At 45.7% G+C, this 25118-nt stretch carries 20 protein-coding genes and 1 pseudogene; 5 read left to right on the top strand and 16 right to left on the bottom strand.

What is annotated here, in order from left to right; translation table 11 throughout:
- Positions 1 to 23 precede the first annotated feature (23 nt).
- The 4 genes from GYO_RS26365 to cypD all read right to left on the bottom strand — a co-directional run bounded on the left by GYO_RS26365 (position 24) and on the right by cypD (position 7538).
- Positions 24 to 992, bottom strand: a complete 969-nt coding sequence (locus GYO_RS26365; protein ID WP_014112991.1) for a GDP-mannose 4,6-dehydratase — start codon at positions 990 to 992, stop codon at positions 24 to 26.
- A gap of 6 nt (positions 993 to 998) precedes the next feature.
- Positions 999 to 1763 (bottom strand): glucose-1-phosphate cytidylyltransferase, encoded by a 765-nt coding sequence (locus GYO_RS26360; protein WP_014112990.1) that lies wholly within the window; start codon positions 1761 to 1763, stop codon positions 999 to 1001.
- A gap of 235 nt (positions 1764 to 1998) precedes the next feature.
- On the bottom strand, positions 1999 to 3918 hold the full coding sequence (ltaS1, locus tag GYO_RS26355; protein ID WP_003222974.1) for a lipoteichoic acid synthase LtaS1: 1920 nt from the start codon (positions 3916 to 3918) through the stop codon (positions 1999 to 2001).
- Positions 3919 to 4352: 434 nt separating this feature from the next.
- Entirely contained in the window at positions 4353 to 7538 is a 3186-nt protein-coding gene (cypD, locus tag GYO_RS26350; protein WP_014112987.1) for a bifunctional P-450/NADPH--P450 reductase, read from the bottom strand.
- 149 nt (positions 7539 to 7687) lie between these two features.
- Between cypD and GYO_RS26345 the strand changes: the two genes are divergently transcribed.
- A complete protein-coding gene (locus tag GYO_RS26345; RefSeq protein WP_014112986.1) occupies positions 7688 to 8758 on the top strand; it encodes a DUF3900 domain-containing protein in 1071 nt (356 codons plus the stop codon).
- Between the two features lie 236 nt (positions 8759 to 8994).
- Here the strand turns inward: GYO_RS26345 and GYO_RS26340 are convergent, their stop codons facing one another.
- Together GYO_RS26340 and GYO_RS26335 are read right to left on the bottom strand one after the other, a co-directional pair.
- Entirely contained in the window at positions 8995 to 10101 is a 1107-nt protein-coding gene (locus tag GYO_RS26340) for a restriction endonuclease (RefSeq protein ID WP_041520883.1), read from the bottom strand.
- 325 nt (positions 10102 to 10426) lie between these two features.
- Positions 10427 to 11536 (bottom strand): FAD-dependent oxidoreductase, encoded by a 1110-nt coding sequence (locus tag GYO_RS26335; protein WP_041521141.1) that lies wholly within the window; start codon positions 11534 to 11536, stop codon positions 10427 to 10429.
- Between the two features lie 159 nt (positions 11537 to 11695).
- On the opposite strand from GYO_RS26335, the gene yetL reads away from it, so the two are divergent.
- Complete coding sequence (gene yetL, locus GYO_RS26330) at positions 11696 to 12199, top strand: transcriptional regulator YetL (RefSeq protein WP_014112983.1); 504 nt, start codon at positions 11696 to 11698, stop codon at positions 12197 to 12199.
- Between the two features lie 23 nt (positions 12200 to 12222).
- Here the strand turns inward: yetL and GYO_RS26325 are convergent.
- The 4 genes and pseudogenes from GYO_RS26325 to GYO_RS26310 form a co-directional block, all read right to left on the bottom strand.
- Positions 12223 to 13214, bottom strand: a pseudogene (locus GYO_RS26325) (DMT family transporter).
- The gene (locus GYO_RS26320) at positions 13214 to 13858 is read right to left on the bottom strand and encodes a Bax inhibitor-1/YccA family protein (protein WP_014112981.1); all 645 of its coding nucleotides are present in this window, start codon (positions 13856 to 13858) and stop codon (positions 13214 to 13216) included. Before GYO_RS26320 ends, GYO_RS26325 begins: the two are co-directional and overlap by 1 nt.
- Positions 13859 to 13966: 108 nt before the next feature.
- Positions 13967 to 14134 carry a YezD family protein gene (locus tag GYO_RS26315; RefSeq protein ID WP_014112980.1) on the bottom strand — a complete coding sequence of 56 codons (168 nt, stop codon included), beginning with the start codon at positions 14132 to 14134 and terminating at the stop codon, positions 13967 to 13969.
- 156 nt (positions 14135 to 14290) lie between these two features.
- A complete protein-coding gene (locus GYO_RS26310) occupies positions 14291 to 15163 on the bottom strand; it encodes an STAS domain-containing protein (RefSeq protein WP_014112979.1) in 873 nt (290 codons plus the stop codon).
- A gap of 196 nt (positions 15164 to 15359) precedes the next feature.
- Between GYO_RS26310 and GYO_RS44005 the strand changes: the two genes are divergently transcribed.
- The 3 genes from GYO_RS44005 (at position 15360) to hmoA (ending at position 16820) form a co-directional block, all read left to right on the top strand.
- Complete coding sequence (locus tag GYO_RS44005) at positions 15360 to 15938, top strand: hypothetical protein (RefSeq protein WP_014112978.1); 579 nt, start codon at positions 15360 to 15362, stop codon at positions 15936 to 15938.
- Positions 15939 to 16033: 95 nt separating this feature from the next.
- Positions 16034 to 16396, top strand: coding sequence for a VOC family protein (locus tag GYO_RS26300; RefSeq protein ID WP_014112977.1), 363 nt, complete (start codon positions 16034 to 16036; stop codon positions 16394 to 16396).
- A gap of 100 nt (positions 16397 to 16496) precedes the next feature.
- The gene (gene hmoA, locus GYO_RS26295; protein ID WP_003239990.1) at positions 16497 to 16820 is read left to right on the top strand and encodes a heme-degrading oxygenase HmoA; all 324 of its coding nucleotides are present in this window, start codon (positions 16497 to 16499) and stop codon (positions 16818 to 16820) included.
- A gap of 38 nt (positions 16821 to 16858) precedes the next feature.
- Here the strand turns inward: hmoA and GYO_RS26290 are convergent, their stop codons facing one another.
- The 6 genes from GYO_RS26290 to GYO_RS26265 all read right to left on the bottom strand — a co-directional run bounded on the left by GYO_RS26290 (position 16859) and on the right by GYO_RS26265 (position 25095).
- The gene (locus GYO_RS26290) at positions 16859 to 17554 is read right to left on the bottom strand and encodes a DUF421 domain-containing protein (protein ID WP_014112976.1); all 696 of its coding nucleotides are present in this window, start codon (positions 17552 to 17554) and stop codon (positions 16859 to 16861) included.
- Positions 17555 to 17630: 76 nt separating this feature from the next.
- Positions 17631 to 18971 carry an alpha-galacturonidase LplD gene (gene lplD, locus GYO_RS26285; RefSeq protein ID WP_014112975.1) on the bottom strand — a complete coding sequence of 447 codons (1341 nt, stop codon included), beginning with the start codon at positions 18969 to 18971 and terminating at the stop codon, positions 17631 to 17633.
- 8 nt (positions 18972 to 18979) lie between these two features.
- Complete coding sequence (locus GYO_RS26280; RefSeq protein ID WP_014112974.1) at positions 18980 to 19867, bottom strand: carbohydrate ABC transporter permease; 888 nt, start codon at positions 19865 to 19867, stop codon at positions 18980 to 18982.
- A gap of 13 nt (positions 19868 to 19880) precedes the next feature.
- Positions 19881 to 20837 (bottom strand): ABC transporter permease, encoded by a 957-nt coding sequence (locus GYO_RS26275; protein ID WP_014112973.1) that lies wholly within the window; start codon positions 20835 to 20837, stop codon positions 19881 to 19883.
- A gap of 54 nt (positions 20838 to 20891) precedes the next feature.
- The gene (locus tag GYO_RS26270; protein ID WP_014112972.1) at positions 20892 to 22400 is read right to left on the bottom strand and encodes an extracellular solute-binding protein; all 1509 of its coding nucleotides are present in this window, start codon (positions 22398 to 22400) and stop codon (positions 20892 to 20894) included.
- A 121-nt stretch (positions 22401 to 22521) separates the two neighbouring features.
- Entirely contained in the window at positions 22522 to 25095 is a 2574-nt protein-coding gene (locus tag GYO_RS26265) for an exo-rhamnogalacturonan lyase family protein (protein ID WP_014112971.1), read from the bottom strand.
- Positions 25096 to 25118 lie beyond the last annotated feature (23 nt).

The following is a 25118-nucleotide window of genomic DNA, read 5'->3' as shown; positions in this document are numbered from 1 at the left end:
AGTCATGTTCACCTCGTTTCACATTACTTTTTGAAGAATTCCGTATACCACTCAATCGTTTTTTCAAGTCCTTCATCAATGGTGTAGGCCGGTGTCCAATTCAGCAGCTTTCTTGCTTTTTCCGCGGATAAATATTGATGTTTGATTTCATTGCTTCCTTGGTTCAGCACTTTCGGCTTCAGATCACTGTTCATCTTCTTCAAAATTTTTTCTACCAGTTCAAGTACAGTCAGCTGGATCTCATTGCTGAAGTTAAAGGCCTCTCCGGCAAGATTGTTTTCTTCCATTTTTTCTGCCAGAAGCAAATAAGCCTGAACAGCATCTTCAATATAGAAGTAGTCGCGGACAAAGGTCCCGTCGCTGCGGATTTCCGGCGCTTCCCCGTTCAGCACAAGCTGAATCGTCTGCGGAATGATGCGGTTGAAGTTCAAATCCCCGCCGCCGTACAGGTTCCCGCAACGCGTGATGCAGACCGGAAGCCCGTACGTATGAAAATACGTGTGGCTGATCAGATCTGCGCAGCTTTTTGAGACGTCGTACGGATGCTTGCCTTGCAGCGGCATATTTTCATCGTACGGAAGGTTTTCTTGATCGCCGTAAGCTTTATCACTTGAAGCGACAATCACCCGCTTTATTAACGGATGCTTCCGGCAGGCTTCGAGAATATTCCATGTGCCGAGGATATTCGCTTCAAAGGTAGAAATCGGGTTGCGGTTGGCCACGCCGACAATTGCTTGTGCAGCGAGGTGAAAGACTGTGTCAATTTCATACTCGCCAAGCGCGCGTTCAATCACAGGCAAGTCTTCAAGAGAGCCCTGCACGATGTTCATTTTCTTGATATGTTCTCCCTGATAAAGGTTGGATTGAGGCACATGATCCCTGACAAGCCCCGTAACGTTTGCGCCCTGTTCGATCAGCTCTTTCACCAAATAGCTTCCTAAAAGACCTGTACACCCCGTAACAAATACGTTTTTATTTTTCCAGAAACTCAAATCAGTTCACCATACCTTCCATACTTGTTGTCCTTGATCCCACATTTTGTTGACTTCTAAGAGATTTTTATACGTATCGATGGCCGTCCAAAATCCATAATGGCGGTACACGGCAAGCTCCCCGTCTTTGGCAAGGTTCTTCAGCGGTTCATCTTCGAACATCATGTTCCCGTCCTTCGGCAAATAATCGAAAACCTTGGGACTGAGAACGAAGAATCCGCCGTTGATGATTCCGTCACTTGATGTCTTCTCAGAAAATGTTTTCGCCATGCCGTCCTCAACCGTCAAGGTGCCGAACTGCGAGACTTTGTCAATGCCGGTGACAGTCGCGGCAGCCCCTTTTGTCTGATGATAGCTGATGAGATGGAAAAGATTGATATTGGCCAGCCCGTCCCCATAGGTGAGCAGAAACGTTTCATCGCCGATATAGTCTTTTGCCTGCAAGATTCTTCCGGCTGTCAGTGTGTCTTCCCCTGTCTCCAAAAACGTAATTTTCCACGTTTCAGGCTGCCCCAGCATCTGTACCTCTCCCGTAGAGCTGTCGAGAGTCAGGCTGTTGTGCTTCCATTCATAGTCGAGAAAGTATTCTTTGATTTTTTCTCCTTTATAGCCCAAAAGCAGAATAAACTCGTTTACTCCGTAGTACTGATAGATTTTCATAATATGCCATAGAATCGGTTTGCCGCCTATCATGGCGAGCGGTTTAGGAATGTCATTCGTGACTTCACTCATTCTCGTTCCTTTTCCGCCGCAGAGAATGACCGCTTTCATCTCTACCCCTCATCTCTATGAATATTGAGTTCGAAACCTGGACATCTTTACAATCTATCAAGGCGTTTCCCCGATAATTTGTCCACTTCAATACCGGTTTCAAAATCTACTGTAATGATATGAGAGAAAGGCGGCCTTGGTGACCAAATGGAATCTATTTTTTCAAGTTGGTTATGTAACCAAAAAAAAGAGCCTTGAGCGAAGGCAATGCGCCCGCTCAAGGCTCTTTCTCGTTTTATTTAATTTCTTTTTCCTTGCCGTAATGATAGTCAGACGGATCAACGGCTGTGAAATCGCTGAGTTTGTGGAACCTCAGCAAGTCTTTGTACAAGACACTGTCTGACAGACTCAGCTGCTGGTTCACTCTTGTTTTCAAATTCTTCGTTTCTTCATTCGCTTTCAGTTTTTCACCAGTCTTCGTATCGTAAATGACATTGTCGACAGATGTGTACTTCGGCGTCACGAAGTCTCCGTTTCTGAACGCCACTGTATCGTCGTGGTCTTTAGAGAATAAATCAGTACCAAAGTTGATATATTTCTGCGAATCAATTCCTTGTAAGTGCAGAAGTGTCGGCATGACATCAATTTCGCCGCCATACGTATGGTTCACTCCGCCTTTTTTGCCAGGAACACGGATCATCAGCGGCACACGCTGGTTTTGCGCGTTTTGATAATCTGTGATCTCTTTTCCAAGAATTTCTTTCATCGCACGGTTATGATTTTCAGAAATACCGTTATGGTCACCGTAAATCACGATGACTGAGTCGTCATACAGACCGGCTTCCTTCAGCTCCTTGAAGAATTGCTCAAGCGCCTCGTCAAGATAACGGGCTGTCTGGAAGTAATTATCAACTGTTTTATCACCGGTTGTCGCTTTCTTAATGGACGCATCTTCTTCATCCAGGTTAAATGGATAATGGTTTGTCAACGTAATTAAATGGGCGTAAAACGGCTGTTTAAGAGATTCAAGTTTTGGAATCGATTCAGTAAAGAACGGCTTATCCTTGAGTCCCATATTCACGATGTTTTCATCTGACATATCATAACTGCTTGCGTCGAAGAACTTATCATATCCAATATGTTTGTAAATCTGGTCACGGTTCCAGAACGATTTGTAGTCACCATGCAGGACGGCGCTTGTGTAGCCTTCCTTTTGATCCAAAATTGCAGGAAGTGACTGATATGTGTTTTCGCCTTTTGTCACAAACGCGGAGCCTTCAGGAAGACCGAAGATGGAGTTATCCATTGTCAGCTCGGCATCAGATGTTTTTCCCTGGCCTGTCTGATGGAAAAAGTTATCAAAATACGTCACATCTTCCCCGCCGTGTGCAAGTTTATTCAAGAACGGCGTCACCTCTTCACCGTTCAGCTTGTAGTCAATCAGGAATGACTGGAAGCTTTCCAGGTGAATCTTAATGATGTTTTTGCCTTTGGCAGAGCCGAAGTACTCGGCATTCGGTTTCGCATAGTGAGACGTCGTGTAATTCTCGACGCTTGTTAAATCATCGCTGCTCGCGTAGGCTCTTTGCGTTTCCGTTTGAGCCGTCTGAACACCGTCATAAATGGTGTAATTGTAAAGACCTAAATATTTCACGATATAATTGCGGTCAAACGTTCTTGTCAGCAGCTGCGGACGGTCTTTTTCCGCATAGTGCAGGTTGATGAAAAACAGTGCGACCCCGGAAAGGATCACTAAAGATGCAAAGCGTTTTTTCATTTTGTATTGTTTTAATTCAGGTCTCCAGATCAATACCGCAATCAAAATAATGATATCTAAGAAATAGAAAATATCATGAGCGGCCATGATACTGAAAATCCCGTCTCCCATGTTTCCGACATTTCCGGACTGTTTAATGTTCGGGAATGTCAAGAAATCGTCAAAGAAACGATAGAATAAAATATTTGCGTATAACACAAATGTCATTACGAAATCGATAATCAGCATGATAATGGCTGATTTACGCCCTTTCGCAAGCAAAGCCAGTCCTAAAAAGAAGACCGCGCTTGAGAACGGGTTAAATACCAGGAGGATCTCCTGGGTTGTGCCTTTTACCCCAAGATTAAACTCAGTCTTGTAGGATAAATACGTTTTTGCCCAAAACAGTATAACAGCCAGCACAAAAAAGCTAAGTTTGTAAGAAAAAAGTTTCTTCATGGCAACCTCTACTTTCTTAAACACTTTAAGTCTTCATTCATATTTACCTGCTCTTTATCCTGCCTTCCAATTCCTTCTTTCCAAACAAAATCAAGGCATCACACAACAAATAAATACACCGCGGTAAGCCGGAATATTTATGCTTCGCACCATACCAATTTTATTGCAACCATTTCGACCAAACACTGGACGAAAGAAGCCTTCATTTCGTTTCACATTTTTTCTCGGAAATAAAAAAGGGTTTCTTTTGTCATGTGTGCCTTTGAAAAAAGAAATAGATACCGAGTATAAGAATAACATAAACTAGCAAAAACGAAAAATAGGTTTTGCAGAAAGCCCGCCCTCTGGCGGACTGTGGCTATTGTATGCACTCATGTTTAGCGTAATCACAATTTTTTCGAAAGAGCAAAAAAAAGACTGGATATCTCCAGTCTTTAAATCCCCGACCAAACATCTTTTGCATATATACCGGTATCCTGCAGATGTTTCAGCCAGTTTTGTGCTTCTTGTTCACCGGTGCCATGAACAGACTGATACGCTTTTTGCAGTCCGGCCTCCACATCTGGGGCCATTTTGCTGCCATCACCGCATACATAGAGCCTGCCTCCGCGATCAAGAATCGAAATCAATGTTTCTGCATGGTCAGCCATGAGATGCTGGACATACGTTTTCGGCATGCCTTCTTTTCGGGAAAAGGCTGTGTGGACAGTGACGATTCCATCTTTTTCAAACTGCTCAAGCTCGTCACGGTAAATAAAATCATGATCGTTCCTGCATCCAAAATAGAGATGAGCTTCGCCGAGCGCTTTTCCCTCCCGCTTTAAAGCTGCGCGTGCTTGGAGGAAACCGCGGAATGGCGCTACTCCTGTGCCCGGCCCGACCATAATGATTGGGGTTTCAGGGTCTTCCGGAAGCTGAAACCGGGATTCCGGTGTGCGGACAAACATCACAACATCATCACCCGCTTGACGCTCAGCTAAGTAATTTGAAGATACGCCCCTGTATTCGCCGCGGCCGCTCCACGCAGGGCCGTGCACGACACCAACTGTAATTGATGCTTGCTCAGGATTTACCCTTGGAGAGCTTGAAATCGAATAATATCTCGGTTTTAACGGCCGTAAAAGCTCTAGAAATCGTTCAAACGGCATATCACACGCTTCATATTGTTCAAGCAGATCCAGCATAGAAATCCGTTTTTTCAATATTTGTTCCTGATAGATACCCTCTGTCGCCAGATCTTCTAATTCGCGCTTATGTGGCGGACAGACTGTAAATGCCGCCAGCTCCCGTATTTGCGCCCTTGAGGCGGCTTCTTGCACCTCGACGCTGTAGCTGAGAAGATCATGCAGGCTGACAGGACGCCCTAATGGCAGATGCCCCGCACTGCGCCCGCTTGCCGACAATGTCACTTGGTCGGTTCCCTTCAGGCCGAATCTGTGAAGAATCCGGCTGACATTGGTTTGGCTGTTCCTCGGCAATACGCCAAGGTGATCGCCCTCCCGATATTCAACATCCGGCGGCAATGTGATTTCGATATGGCGGGTGCTGCGATCACTGTCTGCGGACTGGAGTTCACGATTTTCGGAAATGGATGCGTGAGAGGCTTCGTACGATCTAGCCAGCGGAGACTCGCCCAGCCCTCTGACAAACTGAAGGCTTAGTGTGCTTCGTTCCTTATCGGCGTTTTCATTAAGCTCAAGTCCGAATGCTTTGATGGCGTCTGTCCACATGCTTTTTTTCCACTCGTCAAGCTGCCCTTCAAAATCACCGCTAACATCCCCCTCTCCGCGCGCAGAAAACCGAGTCGCGCCTTTCTCCGCAAGCTGCTCATCAATGAATCTCGGCACGTACTGGTACGTGCTCGCCCAGTTGTGGTCACCGCAGCCAAATACCGCGTAATGGACGCCTTCAAGCTCACCCGGTTTGATTTCTTGAAGCCACTGCACGAACTGTCCGGCATTGCTTGGCGGTTTTCCGTTATAAGACGAGGTCACAATGACAACCGCTCCCTCTTTCGGCAGCTTTCCAATCCGGTCGTTCAGAGGTGCCACTTCAGTCCTTACGCCATGAAGACTGGCTGTATCGGCAAGCTCGCGGGCTACGCCTTCTGCGGTGCCGGTATCAGATCCGTACAGCACGAGAAGCGGGCGGTTGTTAAGACCGATAACCGATGCGCCCTTTGTTTCCGTTTTCTCTTTTTGCTCATCAGGCGCCGCTTTTTCAGCTGCCGGAACGTCCGCATGAATGGCTTCCTGATGCCGTGTTTGAACCCTGATACGAAAATCGCCCGGCTTGAGTGTTAAGGTTTGTTTGATATCAAGCTCATAATTCTCATGATCAATTAACGTGAAATATTTTAAAACCATGCCCAGCACAAGTGTAGCTTCATGAAGGGCAAACTGCATGCCGATACAGGCCCGCTGTCCATTTCCGAACGGTTTGTACGCATGATGAGGCACTTGGTCCTGATGTTCAAACCGTTCTGGACGGAATTCTTCAGCGTCCTCTCCCCAAGCGTCTTGATCACGATGAAGCTGCGGAATCAGCACAGAAATTCTATCTTTGGTTGTAATCGGATACTTTCCGCTAATGACTGTGTCTTCTTTTGGATAAAGGCTGAAAGCCGGAGCCGTCGGCCATAAGCGCAGTGATTCATTTAAAATCATCCGTATGTATTTCAGCTCGAGCACTTGTTTATAGGTCGGCGCTGCACCCGTCAGCACCCGGTCGACCTCTTCATACGCTTTCTCCAGTTTGTCAGGATGCTTCAATAAAAAGTAGATCGCAAAGGAAAGCAGTCCGCTCGTTGTTTCATGCCCGGCAATCAAAAACGTAATGATTTGAAAGCGGATATTTTCATCGTCGAGCTTTTCACCTGTTTCCGGATCTTCCACATTCAGCATGCGGGCAAGCAAATCTTTTTCATCCTGATCTCCATTCGATCTCCGTTCCGCAATAATGCTGTCGACTAATGAAAACATTGTTTGAATATCATGATGAAATTGGCGCTTTGTTCTGACCATAAGCTTATCTTGAAAATCAAGACGCTGCATCTGGTGCATCGCTTCATCCAGCGCCCGCACCATGCTGTTGATAAACGGGTGGGGCGTTTCTCTGTAGTAGCTGTTAAAGCGATAGTCAAACCCGCACAGCCCAATTGTGTCGAGCGTCAGCCGGGTCATATCCCCTGGGACATCGACTGCTTCATTCGGGTTAAGCCTGGCCCATTTTTGAATGAGCTGAACGGCGATATCGACCATTTTCTCATGGTAGTCCTTCATGGCCCGCTGGCTGAACGTCGGCATCAGAATGTTGTGTGCTTTTCTCCAATTAGGCTCATGCGTCCAGCTTGTAAACAATCCATCACCGGAAAACGCGCGAACCTTCTCCAAGGCGCCTTCAATGCTTTTGTCGAATCGCTCTTCATCACAAACTTCTTTCACCAGTTCGTGTCCGGACACTACAATCGTCGTGCCCGCAGGTGTATGGATTTGAAAAATCGGGCCCTGCTCTTCTGCCAATTTGATCAGCGACAGTGTCGGTTTGTCTTTATCAATTAAAGGCAGATTGCCGAGCGGACCATAGGTCTTAGGCTGAGGAATCGGGCTTGTTTCCTTCATCGAACCATTCCTTTCCGTATGAAATGCAATCTATCTGACTACATTTCCCTTTCATGGCCATGATTATTCCATTCTCCCAATTGACGCATGATCGCTGTTTTTTCTATACTTGAGAAGCTGTACAATACGCGAATAAGGTGAGTTCATATATGGATTTTGAAATTCGATTTTTATCCTTTTATGTCATACAGGTGGAAGGCAAGGATGAGCAGGCGAACAAGCAGTTCAAGCACTTCCAAACCCTTGATACGGGTGAATTTGAAGAAAGCGAGCTGAAGGACTTTCTCGACGGGGAGCTGAAAAAAATCGTCAAACGGAAAGCCGACCGCCATCCGCAGTCCGAACAGGTGCCGACGAAAATCGGCCATTTTATCGTCGAGCCAGGCCACGAGCTCGATTCCAACCCGAATTACAACATGTTCAACCAGGCGCGACTGGCGGAAACAAAAGAAGACTTTAACGAGCTGAGCGAGCAGTTCGTCCGCACGTACCTCGACACGAGCGCAGTCCGCGGCGGCGTGTTCCTCGTCGCTTCAGCCGTGCCGAGAAAATACTTCGACGAGTCATTTGTCTTCATAATGAAATGTGATTTTGAGCCGAAGGTCGCCCGCATCTCAGACGCGTCTTCCCTCATTAAAAAAGTCGAAATGGCGATCACGACAAAAAACATGAAAAGCATCCAATACCCGTACATGCCCGAAGAGGGAATGGTCGAGGAAGGCGAGCTGAAAATCCACCAGGCCTCGCACGCCCGCTATTTCGAGGACTTTCTAAAATTCGTCGAGTACGGCGAATCAATGCCGGAAATCATGAAAAACCAGGTCATGAACATGGTGCAGGAGCACGTCTACGAGACATTTGAAGACAACAGCGAAGAGCTCAAGCAATTTGAACAAGACATCGAAATTTGGGAAGCGAGCGAAAAACGGGAAATCCAAGAGCGTCTCGACACCCATCAAGTGATCGAAGCCTCCGCCCAAATCATCGAGCACACACCAGAGGCCCAACTGAAAATGAAAGTCGGAGAAACCGAGATTAAGGGATTGCTAGCGGATTTTGGCGATTCGATTCATCTCGCAAAAGTGAACGGGCGCTATGTCGCGCTGATTGAAGCCGAGACGATTTCGTTTGAGAAGGGGAGTTCGCCGGTGGAGTTTTATAAGCCTGATGATTTAAGGGAGATTGTAGAAAGAATTAACAGGAAAAATATTGAAGATTAATACAAAACTGAACATTATTAGTGCATCTTTACATTGAACAATACCTGATGTAGAACACGGATTTTGTTTTTTAAAATGGCCTTACTATTTGTAAGTTTGAATAAGAAACTTTAAAAATTGTCACAAACAAAGAAGGAGATTGGAATAAAACTGTACTCCTTCTTTATGTCTATTCAATCAAGGTAAATGCTTATATTAGCAAATTAATTCCCCAAAAATAAAGACCATAGAAATCTTTATTCCTCGTCAAAATAACTAAAATCAATTTTCTTCACAAAAAACTTTTCTTTAATATTAACTCCAATATCATAATCAATCATAAGTTTTGCAAGAGTCTCACCGTCAATAAGTACAATTTTCTTGCTTTGTAATCGTTCTGCATACTCGATTGCATTTTTCGTAAAGTATGAAGTTGTAATAAAAACTCCCTTCTTAGCTCCCATATCATCAAGTGCACCAGAGAAACTTTGAACCAACTCTCTTCCAATAGGGTTATCCCAACGTTTCGCTTGAAGATATATATTATCTAATCCTAATTTGTCTTCTTTTATTACACCGTCAATTCCACCGTCATTTGTTTTACCCGTAATTTTACCGTCACCATAACCCATAGCTACTAGTAATTCAACAATGATATATTCGAGTTTTTTCCAATGTGCTTTTTTAATCTTTTGAATAATTGATTTTGCCAGTTCCTTTCTAATATCATCAAACTTTTCTGTCATTACTTCAAATGGATCTTTTACTTCCTCCATATCTTCAATTTCTTCTTGAATTTCATTACGATTATCGTTTATTAATGATAAACCTTCTTGGGTTATTTGGTAGGTTGATTGACTTATTTCCTCTATGTAATTGGATTTTTTCAGTCCATACCTTACTTGTCTTATCCTAGTTATAAAAATAGAATCTTTACTATTCTCGTAAGAACGTGATCTTTGTTCTTCGGTTAACATAAAATATTTAGTTAATTCTTCGTTAATATAGCTAGAAGTGTAGGGCTTTTTGTCTCTTATTACTAGCAAAAAGGGGATCATAATTTCTCTTGATAAGGGTATATCATTCGGATTAGAATTTACATTCTTAGTTATTTCACTAACTTCGTAAATATCCTTGGGCAGTCCTTTTTCTCTGATTAATTTTAAAATCTCCTTTTGGGTTAGACCACTTTCACTGAGCTGTTTTATAATTTTCAAAACCTTTATTGAACTTTCATTATATAAAATACTATTTCCATTCTTAGTTTGTGGAATATAGTCACTAAAGTAGTTAATCCACCTTCTCCCACCACTCTCTGACCAACCGACAGCTTCTGACAACTTTCTTTTTGATATTAAATTCAACGTTAGATGCCCCCTTTAATCCCTGAATTTTCAACAGTTTTAAAATTAACCTAAAAATGGTCTTAACTTTTTTTCTCAAACAAAAAACTCTCTAAGTCCTATTTCAATATGTTCTTCTAAGTATAACGAACACGTCAGTGCGTGTATTTATAAAACAGTACATCTATAGTTTACTTAAAAATTAAGTATCTTTTTCATATGATTAAATTTCATATTCTTACATGAATTATACTACAATTAGAAAAAAATAGTTTATATAGATATATTAATCATTTATAGGAGAAAATATAAAAGTCCAGAAAGTTAACTGGACTTTTCCTCTTTATTAATACCCTTCCCTCAACACCGCATAGCACTCCCCAATCAACTCTTCCGCTCCCGGCTCTCCTTTCAGCCCGCGGCGGACGATTTCTGAGGAAAGGTTCTGGACTTTGAGCGCTCTTGGGGCTCTTCTTTCGTAATACGCATGAAATGCGGTTTTGATGTCGTCGTGATTTTTGAGTTCTTCGGCGAGGACGATAGCATCCTCGATCGCCATTGCCGCTCCTTGTGCCAGGGTTGGCGCACCGGCGTGGGCGGCGTCTCCTCCGATGACGACGCGGTCTTTGTGCCATGGCTCGTGCACTGCGACCTGTTCCAGTTTGTTAAACATGACAGGATGCTCTTTTGACATATGCTTTGTGACAAAATCCAGCCCCGAAAAGCCAGAGAGAATCTCTTTTACTCTATCAAACCGGGTATCTTCCTCATCCCAATAATCGCTCGTGCAAGGCTGGAGGACGAAGACATAGCCAGCGTGTTCTGCCAATGGCACGACGCCAATTTGTGTGTCTCCGCTTTTATACATCAATGTCGCGTCCTCAAATGAAAAATCAGGAAACTCGATATAAAAGCGCCACGCCCCCATGCCGAGATGCTCTTTTTCCGTCTCCTTTTGCAGCATTATATCGCGAACAGCGGAGTGAATGCCGTCAAAGCCTGCCAGAATGTCAGCCTTCATCTTTTCTCCGTCTTCACATACGGCAGTGACCGATTCAGCCGTTTCTTCATAGGCGACAACCTTCTTCCCCCACTTGATGTTTACACCCGCTGCCTTGGCATGCTTCATGAGAATGTCATTTAACGTTTTTCGAAGGATATTATTGCGTCCCGGAAGTGTGTCATCTAAAAAGGATTCACTGACTTGAAACAGCAAATTCCCCTGTTCATCAAACGTTTTAAACCATTCTGTTTGAAAGCCATGCTTACAGCACTCTTCGAATACGCCCAATTCTTTCAAGACAGCCAGTGCATTTTGCGGCTGAAGAATTCCTGCACCTGTTTTGCGGTTTTCTGAAGCCGCTTCACACAAGGTGACAGAAAACCCTGCCTTACTAAGAGAAATGGCCGCTGACAATCCGCCGATTCCGCCTCCTGCTATTAAAATATGTTTCATATCAATAACCACCTTTTCAGCTCTATACATAGTTAGGCACCTAACTATATTACTTTACTATGTCTCGCAAAAAGCTGTCAATCATCTCCAATCCAAGTTGCGTTATGGTTTTCGCTCCTTTATAATCGTGTCACAACGAACGTACGGGAGCTTATTATCATGGAATTAAAACATTTACCGAAATATAAGCATATAACAGAGCACGCCGAGACGTATGCCAATATAGACGCTGGTTCTCTTGAATTGTTTTTATCTCTATTTGATATCTCTAAAAAAATGAATCATGTGATGGAGCATTACTTTGCAGGCAGCGGGCTGTCAGAAGGAAAATTCAAAATCTTGATGTTGCTCTTTGATGCCAAGGATCAGACCTTAAGTCCGACAGAGCTTGCCAAGCAATCAAACGTCACGAAAGCAACAATTACAGGACTGCTGGACGGGCTGGCGAGGGACGGTTTTGTCAGCCGCAGGCATCACACAGAGGATAAACGAAGAATCAGCATTGAACTCACAAAGGAGGGCAAAGAACGGCTTGAGCAATTTCTGCCCGGCCATTTCAGCAAAATCTCCGCGGTCATGGAAAACTACAGCGACGAGGAAAAAGACATGTTCGTGAAGATGCTTGGTGATCTTTTTGAAAAGCTAAGCGTGTTTAAAGACTAAAAAACCCGTCCGACCAGGACAGGCTACAGCGTCTTCTCTTCTGAAGCCGGATACGTATCCGGCTGTTTTTTCTTTATAACCGTAACAAATACGCCGCTGATGACACATGCGATGCCAATCAAATGCACAAGCTCAAACGGCTCCTTCAATATCACACCTGACAAAATGACTGCGGAGACCGGAAGAACGGATGTGAAAATGCCCGACACCCCCGCTGGCACCTTCCTCACCCCGCTATACCATAAGTAAAACGCCAAAACGGTGACAAAAAGCGCGTAATACAACACATACGACCAATCCAAAACTGTTGGCACGCTAAAATCAAATGAAGAGGCCTCAAACAAAGAAAACGGTAGAAAAAACAGAAAACCGAAGAGCGATACGACGGTCGAAATCGCCAATGCCGAAATATGCGGAGATAACAGCTTGGCCAGCAATGTAAACAACGCTTCGCCAATGACTGCAGCAATGATTAGCATGTTGCCAAATAAGGCATGTGGCGTCCCGTCTTGGCTCCCCGCTCCAAATAGATTAATCGCCAGCACACCGCAAACCGCCAGCATAATGCCGATCAGCGTCTTTTTCTCTATTTTTTCTCTCAGCAGGAAAAAGGATAAAATACCGATTACCATCGGGGTTGTGCTTGTCAAAATGCCGCTTTCCGTTCCAGTCGTATATTGAACACCATACAGCAGGCAAATACTGAACAAAAACACGCCTGTGAATGATTGTACCAGCAATACAAACACATCTTTTTTTGTCAAAGCCGGAAACCCTTTTTCAATGTAAAACAGCAGCGTCAGCAATACAATAGCAGCCAGCAAAAAACGCAGTCCCGAGGATAGAAAGACCGGAATGCGCTCGACCATCAGCTTGCCGACGACGACCGAGCTGCCGACGATCGCCATGGCTGTTGCCAAGGAAACATAAGCGCCCAGTTGTTTTTGCATCATAACTCCACCACCCTTTTTATGTATGGCAAAAAGCGCCTATCCAATGACAGGCGCTCTCTGATTAATCATCACTGCTCAAAATGCCGAAGAAGCGAAGCAGATTGATGAACAAGTTGATAAAGTCAAGGTACAGCGATAATGCCATAACCGGAATTAAGTCTTCCGTAATATGGCGGTGTTTGATTTGGTTTAGATCATACAAAATGTAAAGGGAAAAGACGATGGTTCCGATAACGGAATACGCCATCATAGCCGCTGAGTTTAATGGACTGAAAATGTTGAAAATGCCAACCACCGCCAGCGCGAGAACCGCTACCAGCAGAAATGACCACAGGAAGGATAAATCCTTCTTCATTTTTGCGCCGATTGTGCCCAGAACGGCAAAAATGACAAATGTAGAGCCAAAGGCTTCAAGCACGACATAGGCGCCGGCGATGGAAGCGTAGTGGCTGACGATCGGAAATAAGGTAATGCCGGAAACAAACGCGAATGTATATACAAACGCATATCCGACCGCTTTTCTTCTGCGCATCCAGAAGGCCAGAATAATCATCCCCACTTCTAGAATAGAAAGCGGCAGCATCAAAGCGACAGGAACAAATTGGCCGATAAATAGACCGACAGTCGCGATTAGCAGTGTGAAGACAAAGACTGTCAAAATGCGCTGCATGATCGATTGCTTACTCTCGTAAACCGTAGCTTGCATGTCAAAAATCCTCCTAAAAAATGATCTTAAAGGTCTATTATATAAAAATTGGATGAAATATGTATATGTTTTAAGGAGAATTTAATGAAAACAAACGCCCTTATACGATCACTTTGGTTCTTTCCTTTTCAGCGAAAAACGGTGCTTTTCTATTTTCTCAATCTGGGTAACTTGAGAATCATGAACCGTAATCTGAATGGTGCCGAAATCGAGTGTTTCCAGCGAGCTGATTATTTTTTCAATCACTTCCGGATCAATCGTTGATTTTGAAACCAAAAGACCTTCCCCCCTGTTGAACTTATTTCAATTCATAGTATTCTTATAAGAATTATAATATTATGTTTTTTTCGATAAATCAATGGTGTTTTCTGACCAATTCAAAAAGGCATATGATCACCCGATGGCGGACAATCATATGCCTGGTCAAACGTCCTATTTGTTTTCTTCCAATTCCTCAACAATGCAGCGAACACCCATGTTTTCTAATGCCTGCTTCAGCGTGCCGTACGTTTCATATTCACTGAAATCAAGTCCCAATTGAATCGATGTCTGGGCCACATCTGGGCGAATCCCTGAAAATACGGCTTTGACGCCTAATAAGAAAAGCGTTTTTGACAGGTTGTACAGTTGCTGCGCCACCATGGTATCCACAATCGGAACACCCGAAAGGTCAACGACAAGGCTTGTGATTTTTCTCTCGATACAGCGGACCGGCACTGTTTCTAAAATGACCTGTGCCCGTTTCGTATCAATGGAGCCGATTAGGGGCAATATCCCGATTCCATCCGCAATGGAAATCACCGGGCAGCCCAGCTCAGATATCAGTTCCTGCTGAGATGTGAGCCTCATCAGCATAAATTTTTGGTACTGCTCGGAAAATTCAATGATCAGCTTATCGAACGCCTGATTCACTATGCGGTTCCATCGATCGGCATCCTCATCTGTGACGATATCCCGATTCTCTTTAATAAACGCAACGACAGCATCCCAGAATGAGATTCTTGAGTTTGATATGGCTTCCACAACCTCATGCACCTGAACATCTTGCTCAACCCTGTTTTTCGCAACGGTTTGCGCCCATTTTGTCATATGTTCTTGAAACTCAGTTTGATCCTCAAGGAATGCGCTTGCGATCGTTATATTGGTAAACGTATGCTGCTTGGTTAAAAGCTTTTTCGTTTCTTCACTTAAATTGTCGGCGGAATATAGCTCTCCTTTCAGCTGACATCGCAAACTGAACCATTTCTCCGTAATATCCGCCGTGTGGTCTATGATATATTGATATAATAATTGATCGATATTCACGGTCTGTCTCCTTTTTCATAATAGAAGCTCTTTCATTATAAAATGATACATCGGAATTGTGAATGGGACTCGGGAAAAATCAAATGATTCTGCATCCTGAGCGCATTCCAATTTCATTCATAGGCGAATGCACCAATAAACGTCCGCTCGCATAAATTGCAAATGTACAGTTTACAATGAGAAAGGACGTTATCACATGTATTATGTTGATCCTTATATGTTTGCCGGGCATTTTTATGAGCCATGGCCTGCTTTTGATTACGAATATCGTTATCCAGATGGTTACCCATGGTCTGGCATTGGCGGCGGCTCCGGCCCTGGCATTGGCGGCGGGGCTGTACCTGGCTTCGGCGGCGGCTCCGGCCCTGGCATTGGCGGCGGGGCTGTGCCTGGCTTCGGCGGCGGCTCCGGCCCTGGCATTGGCGGCGGGGCTGTGCCTGGCTTCGGCGGCGGCTCCGGCCCTGGCATTGGCAGCGGTGCTACGCCTGGCTTCGGCGGTGCGCCGCAGGGACCCCCGCCTTCAAAAAAGCCGGCGAAACCGAAAAAGCCGCAGAGCCCTCAGGGAGTTGCTTATTTAGTTGAACCCGTTGCCATTCAGCCTTGCCTCTTCCGGTTTACCTATGTTTGGTTAACCAACGGCAGCTCATTTTGGTTCTACCCGATCATTCTTGGCAGAAGATCCGTCGGAGGATTTTACTGGGATTCTTCACGGCGCCGCTGGGTTTATTTCGCCTTAGACACAAATCTGATAGATGTTGTGAGCTGCTCATATTAATCGATAATCAGCCGGTTTTTCCGGCTGATTTTTTTATGTTACTTCGCCCGTAAACAGGTTATAGTATAATTATCTTTCAACTTGGAGGTTTCCCTATGATCAAACAAATTGCAACTGTTGCTGTATATGTTGAAGACCAGCAGAAAGCGAAGCAATTTTGGGCAGAGAAGGTTGGCTTTGATATTGCGGCGGACCACCCGATGGGACCTGACGCAAGCTGGCTGGAGGTTGCGCCACAAGGAGCCCAGACCCGTTTAGTCATTTATCCGAAAGCCATGATGAAAGGCTCTGAACAAATGAAAGCTTCTATCGTGTTTGAATGTGAAGACATCTTTGGTACATACGAGAAAATGAAAGCAAACGGTGTAGAATTTCTTGGTGAGCCCAATCAAATGGAGTGGGGCACCTTCGTTCAATTTAAGGACGAAGATGGCAATGTATTTTTATTGAAAGAATAACGATGCGACGGCGGTTCTATTCCGCCGTGCGCTTTCTTTGACATTGAGAATGAATTTCATTTACAATCATTCATATATGAGAATGATTGGAGAGAGACAGATGTTTGTTCAGTTGAGAAAAATGACGGTAAAAGAAGGCCATGCAGATAAAGTCATAGAACGTTTCAGCGCTGAAGGAATCATTGAAAAACAAGAAGGTTTAATTGATGTGACAGTGCTTGAAAAAAACGTCCGCCGCGGTGATGAGGAAGTTGTTGTCATGATTCGTTGGGAATCCGAGGATCACTGGAAGCAATGGGAAAAAAGCGATGCACATATCGCCGGCCATAAAGCGAACAAAGGTAAACCAAAGCCTGACTATCTGATCAGCACTGAAGTGAGCATGTATCATGTAAGAGCTGTTAAACAAGGGACTCATGAATAATGAAAAGAGCTTGCACCAGCTGCAAGCTCTTTTTACGGTCATGATGAACTGCCTTTTTCATATGTGATGACATAAAGAGGCTGGTTGGCATGCCATTCCGCGTATAAGACGTCCTCAGTCTTTTCAACTCCATGCTGTTGCAGCGATTGCTTCAGCCATTGTTCATCCACACCCGCTTCCACCAGGTTATCAAACACAATCTCCCCATCAAGAATTAACGTAATCGGCAAAGATACATCCTTTGTCGGAAGGTTCATATCTTTTCTGGTCGGTTTATCGAAATCGGCTTTCGGGAGCACACTGATCATCCCGTTTGTTTCCAGAATTGCATATTCCACTTCCTGAATCGAAAAGCAGCCTTTTTGCCTCAGGAGGCTTTGCAGCTGATTAATATCGAGCTTGTTTTTCTTCAGCATCTTGTATTTCAGCTTTCCTTTATGAATCACAATATTTGGTTCGCCTTCTAGAAACTTTCTGGTTCCTTTTAGTTTTTGTGTAATCAATTCAATCAAAAATATAAGCAAGCCCCATAGGAGTGAAGCAAAAATAATTTCTTTAATCTTGATTTCATGATCATAGACGGCATTTCCGACCAGTTCCCCTAAAATTAAGGCAGAAATAAAGTCAAACGGGGTGAGTTGAGAGAATTGGGTTTTCCCAAGAAACTTCAAAATGACAAATAAAATACCGAGACCGCAAACTAATTCTATTGCTACATTCAGATAATCTCCCACGTTGATAGCACCTACTTCTTAAGAGCTACTACCATTATGGTCAACTGCACTTTTTCTAAACCAGAACTGCAGATTTTCACATCAGTTGGTGCTTTGCCAGCATGTGATCGAAAAGCTGCTCTGCATCACTGCGGTCAATCGTGACAAGCGGATCATTGAGAAACGCCTGAAATGCAAGGCCGCGATCTTTTGTTAAACCAGATTCCGCCACTGCCTCCTGATTGGATACGTGCCTCGTCGCAATCATTTCCACACCCTTTGGCAGCGCTCCAGAGAAAATCGGCTGGACGCTGTTGCGGGTAATCAAGGCGTTCGTTTCGACAATCGCTTGTAAAGGAAGATTGGAAACTTGCCCTTGATTCGGCACATTTACATTCGTGACGATTTCACCCAATCCGAGGAGAGCCGCTATGATGTTCACGCCTTCTTCTCCCGAGGCTTTCCCGGCAACGCCCCGTTTTTGAACGATTAATCGTTCTGTTTCTTTTCGTTTTTCGTCTCTGTCTTGTTTTCTGAATGATACAGATGTGAGATGAAATTTCCATAACTCAGGCTGTTTGAGGTAAGGGCCGGGAAGAAACTCTGCCAGATGCCTGTCACCCGCAGCGGGGATGGCGCCATACATTTCAAATAAATCAAACGCAACACGGTGTGCCGAACGAAAGACGCTGTCCCTCCAGCTTTCCCCCTCTAGCTCATATCCTGATTCTCCATAATGCGCGCTGAATTCATGGAATATAGGCAGCAGATCAATATGGCGGTAAGAGGCTTCCGTGATCCATGTGAAATGGTTAATGCCGAGTACATTGACGCGAATATCTTCGCGCCGCAGCACCTCTACTCCGAGCCTTTCTGTGACCATTTCCGCCAGCAGCTTTTGCGTGCCGAATACCTCGTGGCAGCAGCCAATCGCTTTGATGCCCGGAAACACTTTATACAGCACTCTTGTACAGACAGACATTGGGTTTGTATAATTTATGACCCATGATTCTGGTGCGTAGTCTCTTATGGCCCGGGCAATTTCGGCAAACATCGGAACAGCCCGCAAGCCTCTGATGATCCCGCCCGGCCCGACAGTATCACCCACAGACTGATAAATGCCGCAGCGCTCAGGGAAGTGGACATCGATTTCCATATCTTCCAGTGAACCCGGCAAAATGGAAATAATGACGATATCCGCGCCCGATAACGCCTTTTTCAAAGTAGAAACCGCTTCATACCTCCATCTGCCGTCTCCGCTGTGATTGCCGATCTCTTCATTTTTCTGAGCGGCTTCAAAATCAAGATCATAAAGCGCCACTGTGCCTGACATCCGTTCATCAATCGACAGATCACTCATCAGGCTTCTGGCCCAGCCTTGAGACCCCCCGCCGATATAGGCGATTTTAATTTGATCTAACGTACTGATATGACACACTCCCTTTCTCAGCCTTTCACCGAACCGATCAGCATTCCTTTTGCAAAGTGTTTTTGCAGGAATGGATAGACCGCCAAAATCGGTAGCGTCGCAATGACAATGACGGCGAGTTTTATTCCCTGCTCCGGCGGAACGGTATTTTGCATCGTATCGCCATTGGTCGCCGTTAAATCCGATAAGATTGTGACTTGGCGGAGCACCATTTGCAGTGGCCATTTTGCACTGTCATTGATATATAAGAGAGCGTGGAAGAAATCATTCCAAATCCCGACCGCATAAAACAGCGCAAAGGTCGCAATAACCGGCTTTGACAGCGGCAAGGCGATCCGCCAGAAGACGCCGATTTCGGAACAGCCGTCAATTTTTGCCGATTCCTCCAGCTCGCGGGGCAGCTGCTGAAAGAAGTTTTTGATAATAATAAGGTTGAACGGATTAATCGCCATCGGCAGAATCAATGCCCAATACGTATCCAAAAGGCCAAGTGATTTCACGACAAGGTACGTCGGGATCATGCCGCCGGAAAATAGCATAGAGAAGATCACCAGGTTCAACAGCAGATTCCGCCCCTTCACATGCCGCTTCGCCAACGGATACGCCATCGTAAAGGTGAAAAACAGCTGCACAGCCGTCCCGACCACGGTAATGAAGATGGATACGCCCATGCTTCGGATGAACGTCGGTGTCGAAAACACATACTTGTAAGCATCAAGTGTAAAGGTTTTCGGGAATATAAAGAAGCTGCGCTGGGCGAGTTCCGCTTCTGTCGCAAAGGAACCGGCGATAATGTACAAAAACGGCAAAATGGTAATCGCGCCGACACCGCCGAGAAACAGAATGTTGCAGACGTCAAACACCCGTCCGGCTTTTGTGTTATGCATCGTGTGAATTTCAGCCATACCTCTCCCTCCTCTAAAACAATCCTTCCTGATCAAACTTTTTCGCAATGTAATTGGCGCCGAAAATCAAGATAATCCCGACAACCGATTTAAACAAACCGACCGCTGTGCTGTAGCTGTACGCGCCTTGGGTAATCCCCATCATGTATACATACGTGTCAAAAATGTCAGCCACGCTGCGGTTGAGCGAGTTCGTCATCAAATACACCTGTTCAAAGCCGAGATTCAAAAAGCTGCCGATTCTTAAAATCAACAAAACGATAATGGTGCTTCTGATTGCCGGCAGCGTAATATGCCACATTCTCCTGAACCGGCCCGCTCCGTCCATAATGGCGGCTTCATACTGCTCCTGATCAACCGTCGCCAGCGCAGCCAGAAATAAAATCGTTCCCCAGCCTGTCTCCTTCCAGATGCTTTGCATCACAATCATCGGCCGGAACCAGTCCGCGTCCGATAAGAAAGAAATCTGCTCACCTGTCAGGTTCATAATCAATTTGTTGATCACACCTGTATCGACAGTAAAGAAAACAAAGGTGATGCTGACCACGATTGTCCATGAAACAAAATGGGGCACGTAAATAAAGGTTTGGATGCATCTTTTATACACGGCCTTTCTCACCTCATTCAAAAGCAAGGCCAAAATGAGAGGCGCTGGAAAGGCAAATAAAAGGTCCAGGCTCGCCAGCATGAGGGTGTTGCGCAGCAGCCGGAAAAAATCCGGGTTCATAAAAAAGTCTTTGAAATAATCAAAGCCGACCCATTCGCTTTTCCAGAAGCCGAGATATGGCGAATAGTCTTTAAAAGCGATCAGCACGCCCCACATCGGCAAGTATTTGAAAATCAAAAAATAAAGCAGACCGGGAATAAGAAGAAGATAAAGCCATTTGTCCCGTTTGAGTGCAGCCATCCAGCTGATGCCTTTTCCAGCAGTGAGAACAGGTGAATCTCCCTTCTTCGGCACTGTTTCCATATCTGTTCTCCTTTCGTGGTACCGGTGCGCCCGCCGAACGGCAGGCGCATCGGTTTATTTTGACGATTGATACAATTTGTTCAAGTCCTTCATCAGGTCATTGCCGCCGCTTTTTTTCCAAAGCTCCACCGCATCCTCGAACCCTTTTTCATCAATTTCTCCAATGATAAATTGTGTTCTCGCGTCGAGAATAATGTTGTCAAGCTGGGCACCTTTTTGGGTATAGACATCAGATACAAGCGACTCAGCCGGGTTAAAGACGGCTATTTTTTCTCCTTCAGTTATGATGTCCTTGCGATGCTGGAAGAGCTTTGTTTTCTGGTCTTCGATGTAATACTCGCTTTTCGGAATCGACATGCTGAACTGCGCCAAGCCTTCATGCTCATACAGGAGAGACTTGTTGTTTTTTTCAAGCGAAGTGAATACGTCGTCCTTGAGCTCGTAATTGCGGCCCTCCACTCCGTTGTTCGTGAGAATCTGCGCTTCCTTATCATTCATCTTATCGAGGAAGGACAGCACCTCTTTCAGCTCTTTTTCGGTTTTGACGCTTGATTTTGGTATCGCGATCATGCCTGAATAACCGGATGTCGGGAAGGTGCGCTTGCCATTCGGCCCCTCAAGCGAGCCGACGATATCAATCACATCCTTGTTCGACTCATCCGCCTCCTCCATCGCGCTTTGGATTTGAGACGCTCTGGAGCCGGTATCAACGATGATCCCCGCTTTTCCTTTCACAACCGGATCATTCCACTTCGCTGAATCCATGACCGCAAAGTCCTTATTGATCAAGCCCTCATCATAAAGCTTTTTAAAAAACTTGAGCGCATCCATGTATTCCTTCGTTGTAAAATCAGGAATCAGCTTTCCGTTTTCAACGCCGTAGCGGTTCGGAGCGCCGAACCAGATTTGCAGAACATCCCACGGGCTTCCGTTGCCAAGCCCCATCCATTTCGGCACGACCATGCCGTACGTATCATCCTTGCCGTTTCCGTCAGGATCTTTTTCCTTAAAGGCTTTCAGCACTTCATAGAAATCATCAATCGTTTCCGGCATATCTAGACCGACGTTTTTAAGCCAGTCGGTTCTGATGATCATACACGCTCTGATCAGGTCCCTCGTTCTGTAGATTCCGTACACCTCGCCGTTCACCGAGCTGTTCTTCAAAATCTTTTCATCTGCCTGGCTTAAATTCTTGTAGTCTTTTAAATAAGGAGACAGCTCCCAAAATGCCCCTGCTTTGACAGACTTGATAAAGCCGGCTGATTTATCTTTAATCACAATCGCATGAGGCATCTCTCCGGAAGCCATGACGATGTTGAATTTGTCGTTGTAGGATGAATCAGGCACCCATGTGACCTTAATCTCTTTGCCTGTGTATTTTTCGAGCGCTTTTAATGAAGGGCTCTTTTCACTCGGGCTTTCCGGCGATAAGAGCGGCGCCATAATTTTAATCGTGTCTTTCGAACCGCCTGCTGAACTGGATGTTTCCGAATGGCTGCATCCGGCGATCATCATGGCAGCGAGCGGCAAGGCCAGCCATTTTTTTCGCATTCTATTTTTCATGATGCGTAAGTCCCCCTTTTTTCAATTTGCATTTCCCCTTTGCCCCTCCTAATATAAAGCGCTTACATAAATTCTTGCAATCTTCATTTTTTGCACCATTTCTCCTATGAAATTCCGTCTGTTATCCTTTTTTGCCGGATGTATCTTTTTTTGCCGGAAGGGAATCTCCAATCAGTTCCAGCGCTGCTATGACGTTCAAACACCATTGAGAGACGGTGTTCGTTGTCACCCACGGGAGCTCCTCCAGCTGCGTCCATGTCTCAATGCGCTCTGGTTTGATCGGTAGCGGCGTATGGCTCAGCTTATCGTCGAGCAAAAGATTCCACGCTTTGGCGGCGAGCTTCTGGTCTTGTTTTTTTCTTGCGGCGTAGGCGGCCATGGCAGCGGCAAACATCGGCCAGTGAAAATGCCTGTCATGAAGAGCGCCTCCGCTTTTTTTCCGTTTTTCTTCATCACTGAGTGTGTAAAATTCGCCGAATTCACTTAGCATTTCCTCCCATTCCCGGTCATCAAGAAGCTCAGCCAGCTCCATCCACACTTGCGGCGCGCCGAAGGCAATGATCATATGATATCCGCCCGCTATGCCATCTCCCATGTGATGAAGCATCGAGGTCTCCGGGTCATATTCAAATGTCGGACCGGATAATAAGCGGAGCGGCAGCTGCTTCAGACAGCTGATGCCCGTTTCGATTTTTTTGAGATATGCCGGATTTTCGGTCCGCTCCCATTCCGCCAGCCAGTTCGAGCAAAACGCCGCCCAGTCCGGTCCCGTTCTGGCGTGGGTCGGGTGCTCGCCTTTCTCATAAAAAGCGCGCATCGGATCGGTTTTGATGAGAGCGTAATCGGCGTCCTTCACTTCTGTCAAAAGATCTCCCGTCCGCTCATCTCCCGTCAGATAATAATAGAATTTATAAAGCCCGGCCATGCTGATCCTCGCTTCCTTGCAGCCGCATCCCCAATGAACAACATTATGCCGTGAGCCAAGCCCTGCGTATTCCCCGAGGTGAAAGCTGTCCGTTTCGCTCGTGTGGCGGGTCATGGCTTCTGCCATACGGAAGATATCCTCTCTGCCAGAGCGGAAAAACGCCTGCCACAGCCATAAGGTCGGAACGAGCTCATTATTTTGCCATGCATACCCGCCGAGATCATACCGCCACATATGCCGGATCGGGTCATACGTATGCATGACATCGCCATAATGCCAAAACCCGTACCATCTGCGCTGCTCTACTTCCTTTTTGTAAAATAGAAATGCGGCGTCGAGCTGTTCTTCCAGCTCTTTTTTGAGCGGATGAGATGTGTCAATGACACTCCAAACCCCGAGCGCCTTTGATTCGTAATAGACGTCCGGCTCACAAACAAGCAGCGGCGGCGCCTGCCATTTGTCAGCGAGCGTATGAAGGACATCATCAGATGGCATATGCGAAAAGCACGACAGGCTGATTTCATTTGTGTTGGCAATGCCGGTCGGATCAGAACGCATTTCATCAAAGCCCTCATACGCGCTGGCCACATGGGTGTTTCCTGTATAATGCCGCAAATCCATCGCCCCTCCATCCGGAGGCCAAAACCAGACGGTCATTTTTGGGTGGCTGCCGGCAAGGCCTGTGATTTCCAGTGCTGACGGGTATTTCTCAAAAAAGTACCGCAGACCGAGGGCTATGCCGCCATTTTCGCCGCCCGAATAGCAAAGCCCCTTCGCCCGGCTGCCATGCAGCATGCCTACCCACGCATAATCTTTTCCGGTCCGTTTTGACAGGCTGTAATGATCACTAGAATCCTGCACGAGCTTGACATCATTCCAAACCGCGTTCTGTGTGCCGTGCGCAAACCATTCCTTGTGCTCTTCACTTGGAAACAGCGTTTCACCATTGATTTGTTTTTGATAAAGAGGATACCGTTCATTGAATTTACGTGTGCCAAACAGCTGGGCGGGTTCTTTGTACATCCCTTTCTCTCCCGCAAAACGGAAATGGCGGTTGTACGGCTCCCCTTCCAAAAAAAGGTCAAATTCGATACCGAGCCCCTTAATGAATTCTTGTTTACCATTCCTGTCAATCAGCTGCGTATGTACGATGCCGATTTCAGACAGCCCGGCATAAAATATCAATCTGACCACAAACGGCAGCCATTCTTCATTTGTTTTTTTGAGGATATGCACGCCCTCTATTTTGATCACTGTTTTGACAGGTCCTTGCATCTCAAGCGCCGCACGTTTGATGAGGCTGACAGACGTTTCACGAAAAAGAACCGTTTCCGCCGCCGTCTCTTTTCTCGTTTCTCTTATGGCAACGAGCCTCCCGCCTGCGGCGATCGGCTTTCCGTTAATCTGCAATGATTGAATAAGATCGGAGCCTGTTTTATGGATGGCACAGACGAGCGTTCCTGTATTCACTTGGATGTCATGCTTTGACTCTTTGATGCTGAGCGTTTCACCTGGCTTGGGAGCTTCTCCTTTTTGCACTGCAAAGCTTCGATGGTCCTGTCCGCTGAACACTGCCGCGTGCTTCGTCCACTTGATGCTCCCGTCCGGCCAATAGGCCGACGGTTCGTTTTGCACAAATTGGCTTTCCGCGTTTTCATTCACAAGCGCCAGCCGGTCACCCTTTTTCAATTCTCCTTTTTTCCATGGCACGCCCCACGTCACACCGCTTGTCACCTTTGGCTGTTCTGATAACCATTTCATCTTTTTCATCAGTTCTCTCCCTCCATAGAAAA

The sequence above is a fragment of the Bacillus spizizenii TU-B-10 genome, from assembly GCF_000227465.1.
Classification (GTDB): Bacteria; Bacillota; Bacilli; order Bacillales; family Bacillaceae; genus Bacillus; species Bacillus spizizenii.
This window is presented reverse-complemented; position numbering and strand designations above follow the sequence as displayed.

What these genes read in the sequence shown, in the direction of transcription:
- ltaS1 (WP_003222974.1), bottom strand. Translation starts at nt 3,918, where the DNA reads ATGAAGAAACTTTTTTCTTACAAACTTAGCTTTTTTGTGCTGGCTGTT.
- cypD (WP_014112987.1), bottom strand. Translation starts at nt 7,538, where the DNA reads ATGAAGGAAACAAGCCCGATTCCTCAGCCTAAGACCTATGGTCCGCTC.
- GYO_RS26335 (WP_041521141.1), bottom strand. Translation starts at nt 11,536, where the DNA reads ATGAAACATATTTTAATAGCAGGAGGCGGAATCGGCGGATTGTCAGCG.
- GYO_RS44005 (WP_014112978.1), top strand. Translation starts at nt 15,360, where the DNA reads ATGTATTATGTTGATCCTTATATGTTTGCCGGGCATTTTTATGAGCCA.
- hmoA (WP_003239990.1), top strand. Translation starts at nt 16,497, where the DNA reads ATGTTTGTTCAGTTGAGAAAAATGACGGTAAAAGAAGGCCATGCAGAT.
- GYO_RS26300 (WP_014112977.1), top strand. Translation starts at nt 16,034, where the DNA reads ATGATCAAACAAATTGCAACTGTTGCTGTATATGTTGAAGACCAGCAG.
- GYO_RS26265 (WP_014112971.1), bottom strand. Translation starts at nt 25,095, where the DNA reads ATGAAAAAGATGAAATGGTTATCAGAACAGCCAAAGGTGACAAGCGGT.
- GYO_RS26280 (WP_014112974.1), bottom strand. Translation starts at nt 19,867, where the DNA reads ATGGCTGAAATTCACACGATGCATAACACAAAAGCCGGACGGGTGTTT.
- yetL (WP_014112983.1), top strand. Translation starts at nt 11,696, where the DNA reads ATGGAATTAAAACATTTACCGAAATATAAGCATATAACAGAGCACGCC.
- GYO_RS26320 (WP_014112981.1), bottom strand. Translation starts at nt 13,858, where the DNA reads ATGCAAGCTACGGTTTACGAGAGTAAGCAATCGATCATGCAGCGCATT.
- GYO_RS26275 (WP_014112973.1), bottom strand. Translation starts at nt 20,837, where the DNA reads ATGGAAACAGTGCCGAAGAAGGGAGATTCACCTGTTCTCACTGCTGGA.
- GYO_RS26345 (WP_014112986.1), top strand. Translation starts at nt 7,688, where the DNA reads ATGGATTTTGAAATTCGATTTTTATCCTTTTATGTCATACAGGTGGAA.
- GYO_RS26360 (WP_014112990.1), bottom strand. Translation starts at nt 1,763, where the DNA reads ATGAAAGCGGTCATTCTCTGCGGCGGAAAAGGAACGAGAATGAGTGAA.
- GYO_RS26270 (WP_014112972.1), bottom strand. Translation starts at nt 22,400, where the DNA reads ATGAAAAATAGAATGCGAAAAAAATGGCTGGCCTTGCCGCTCGCTGCC.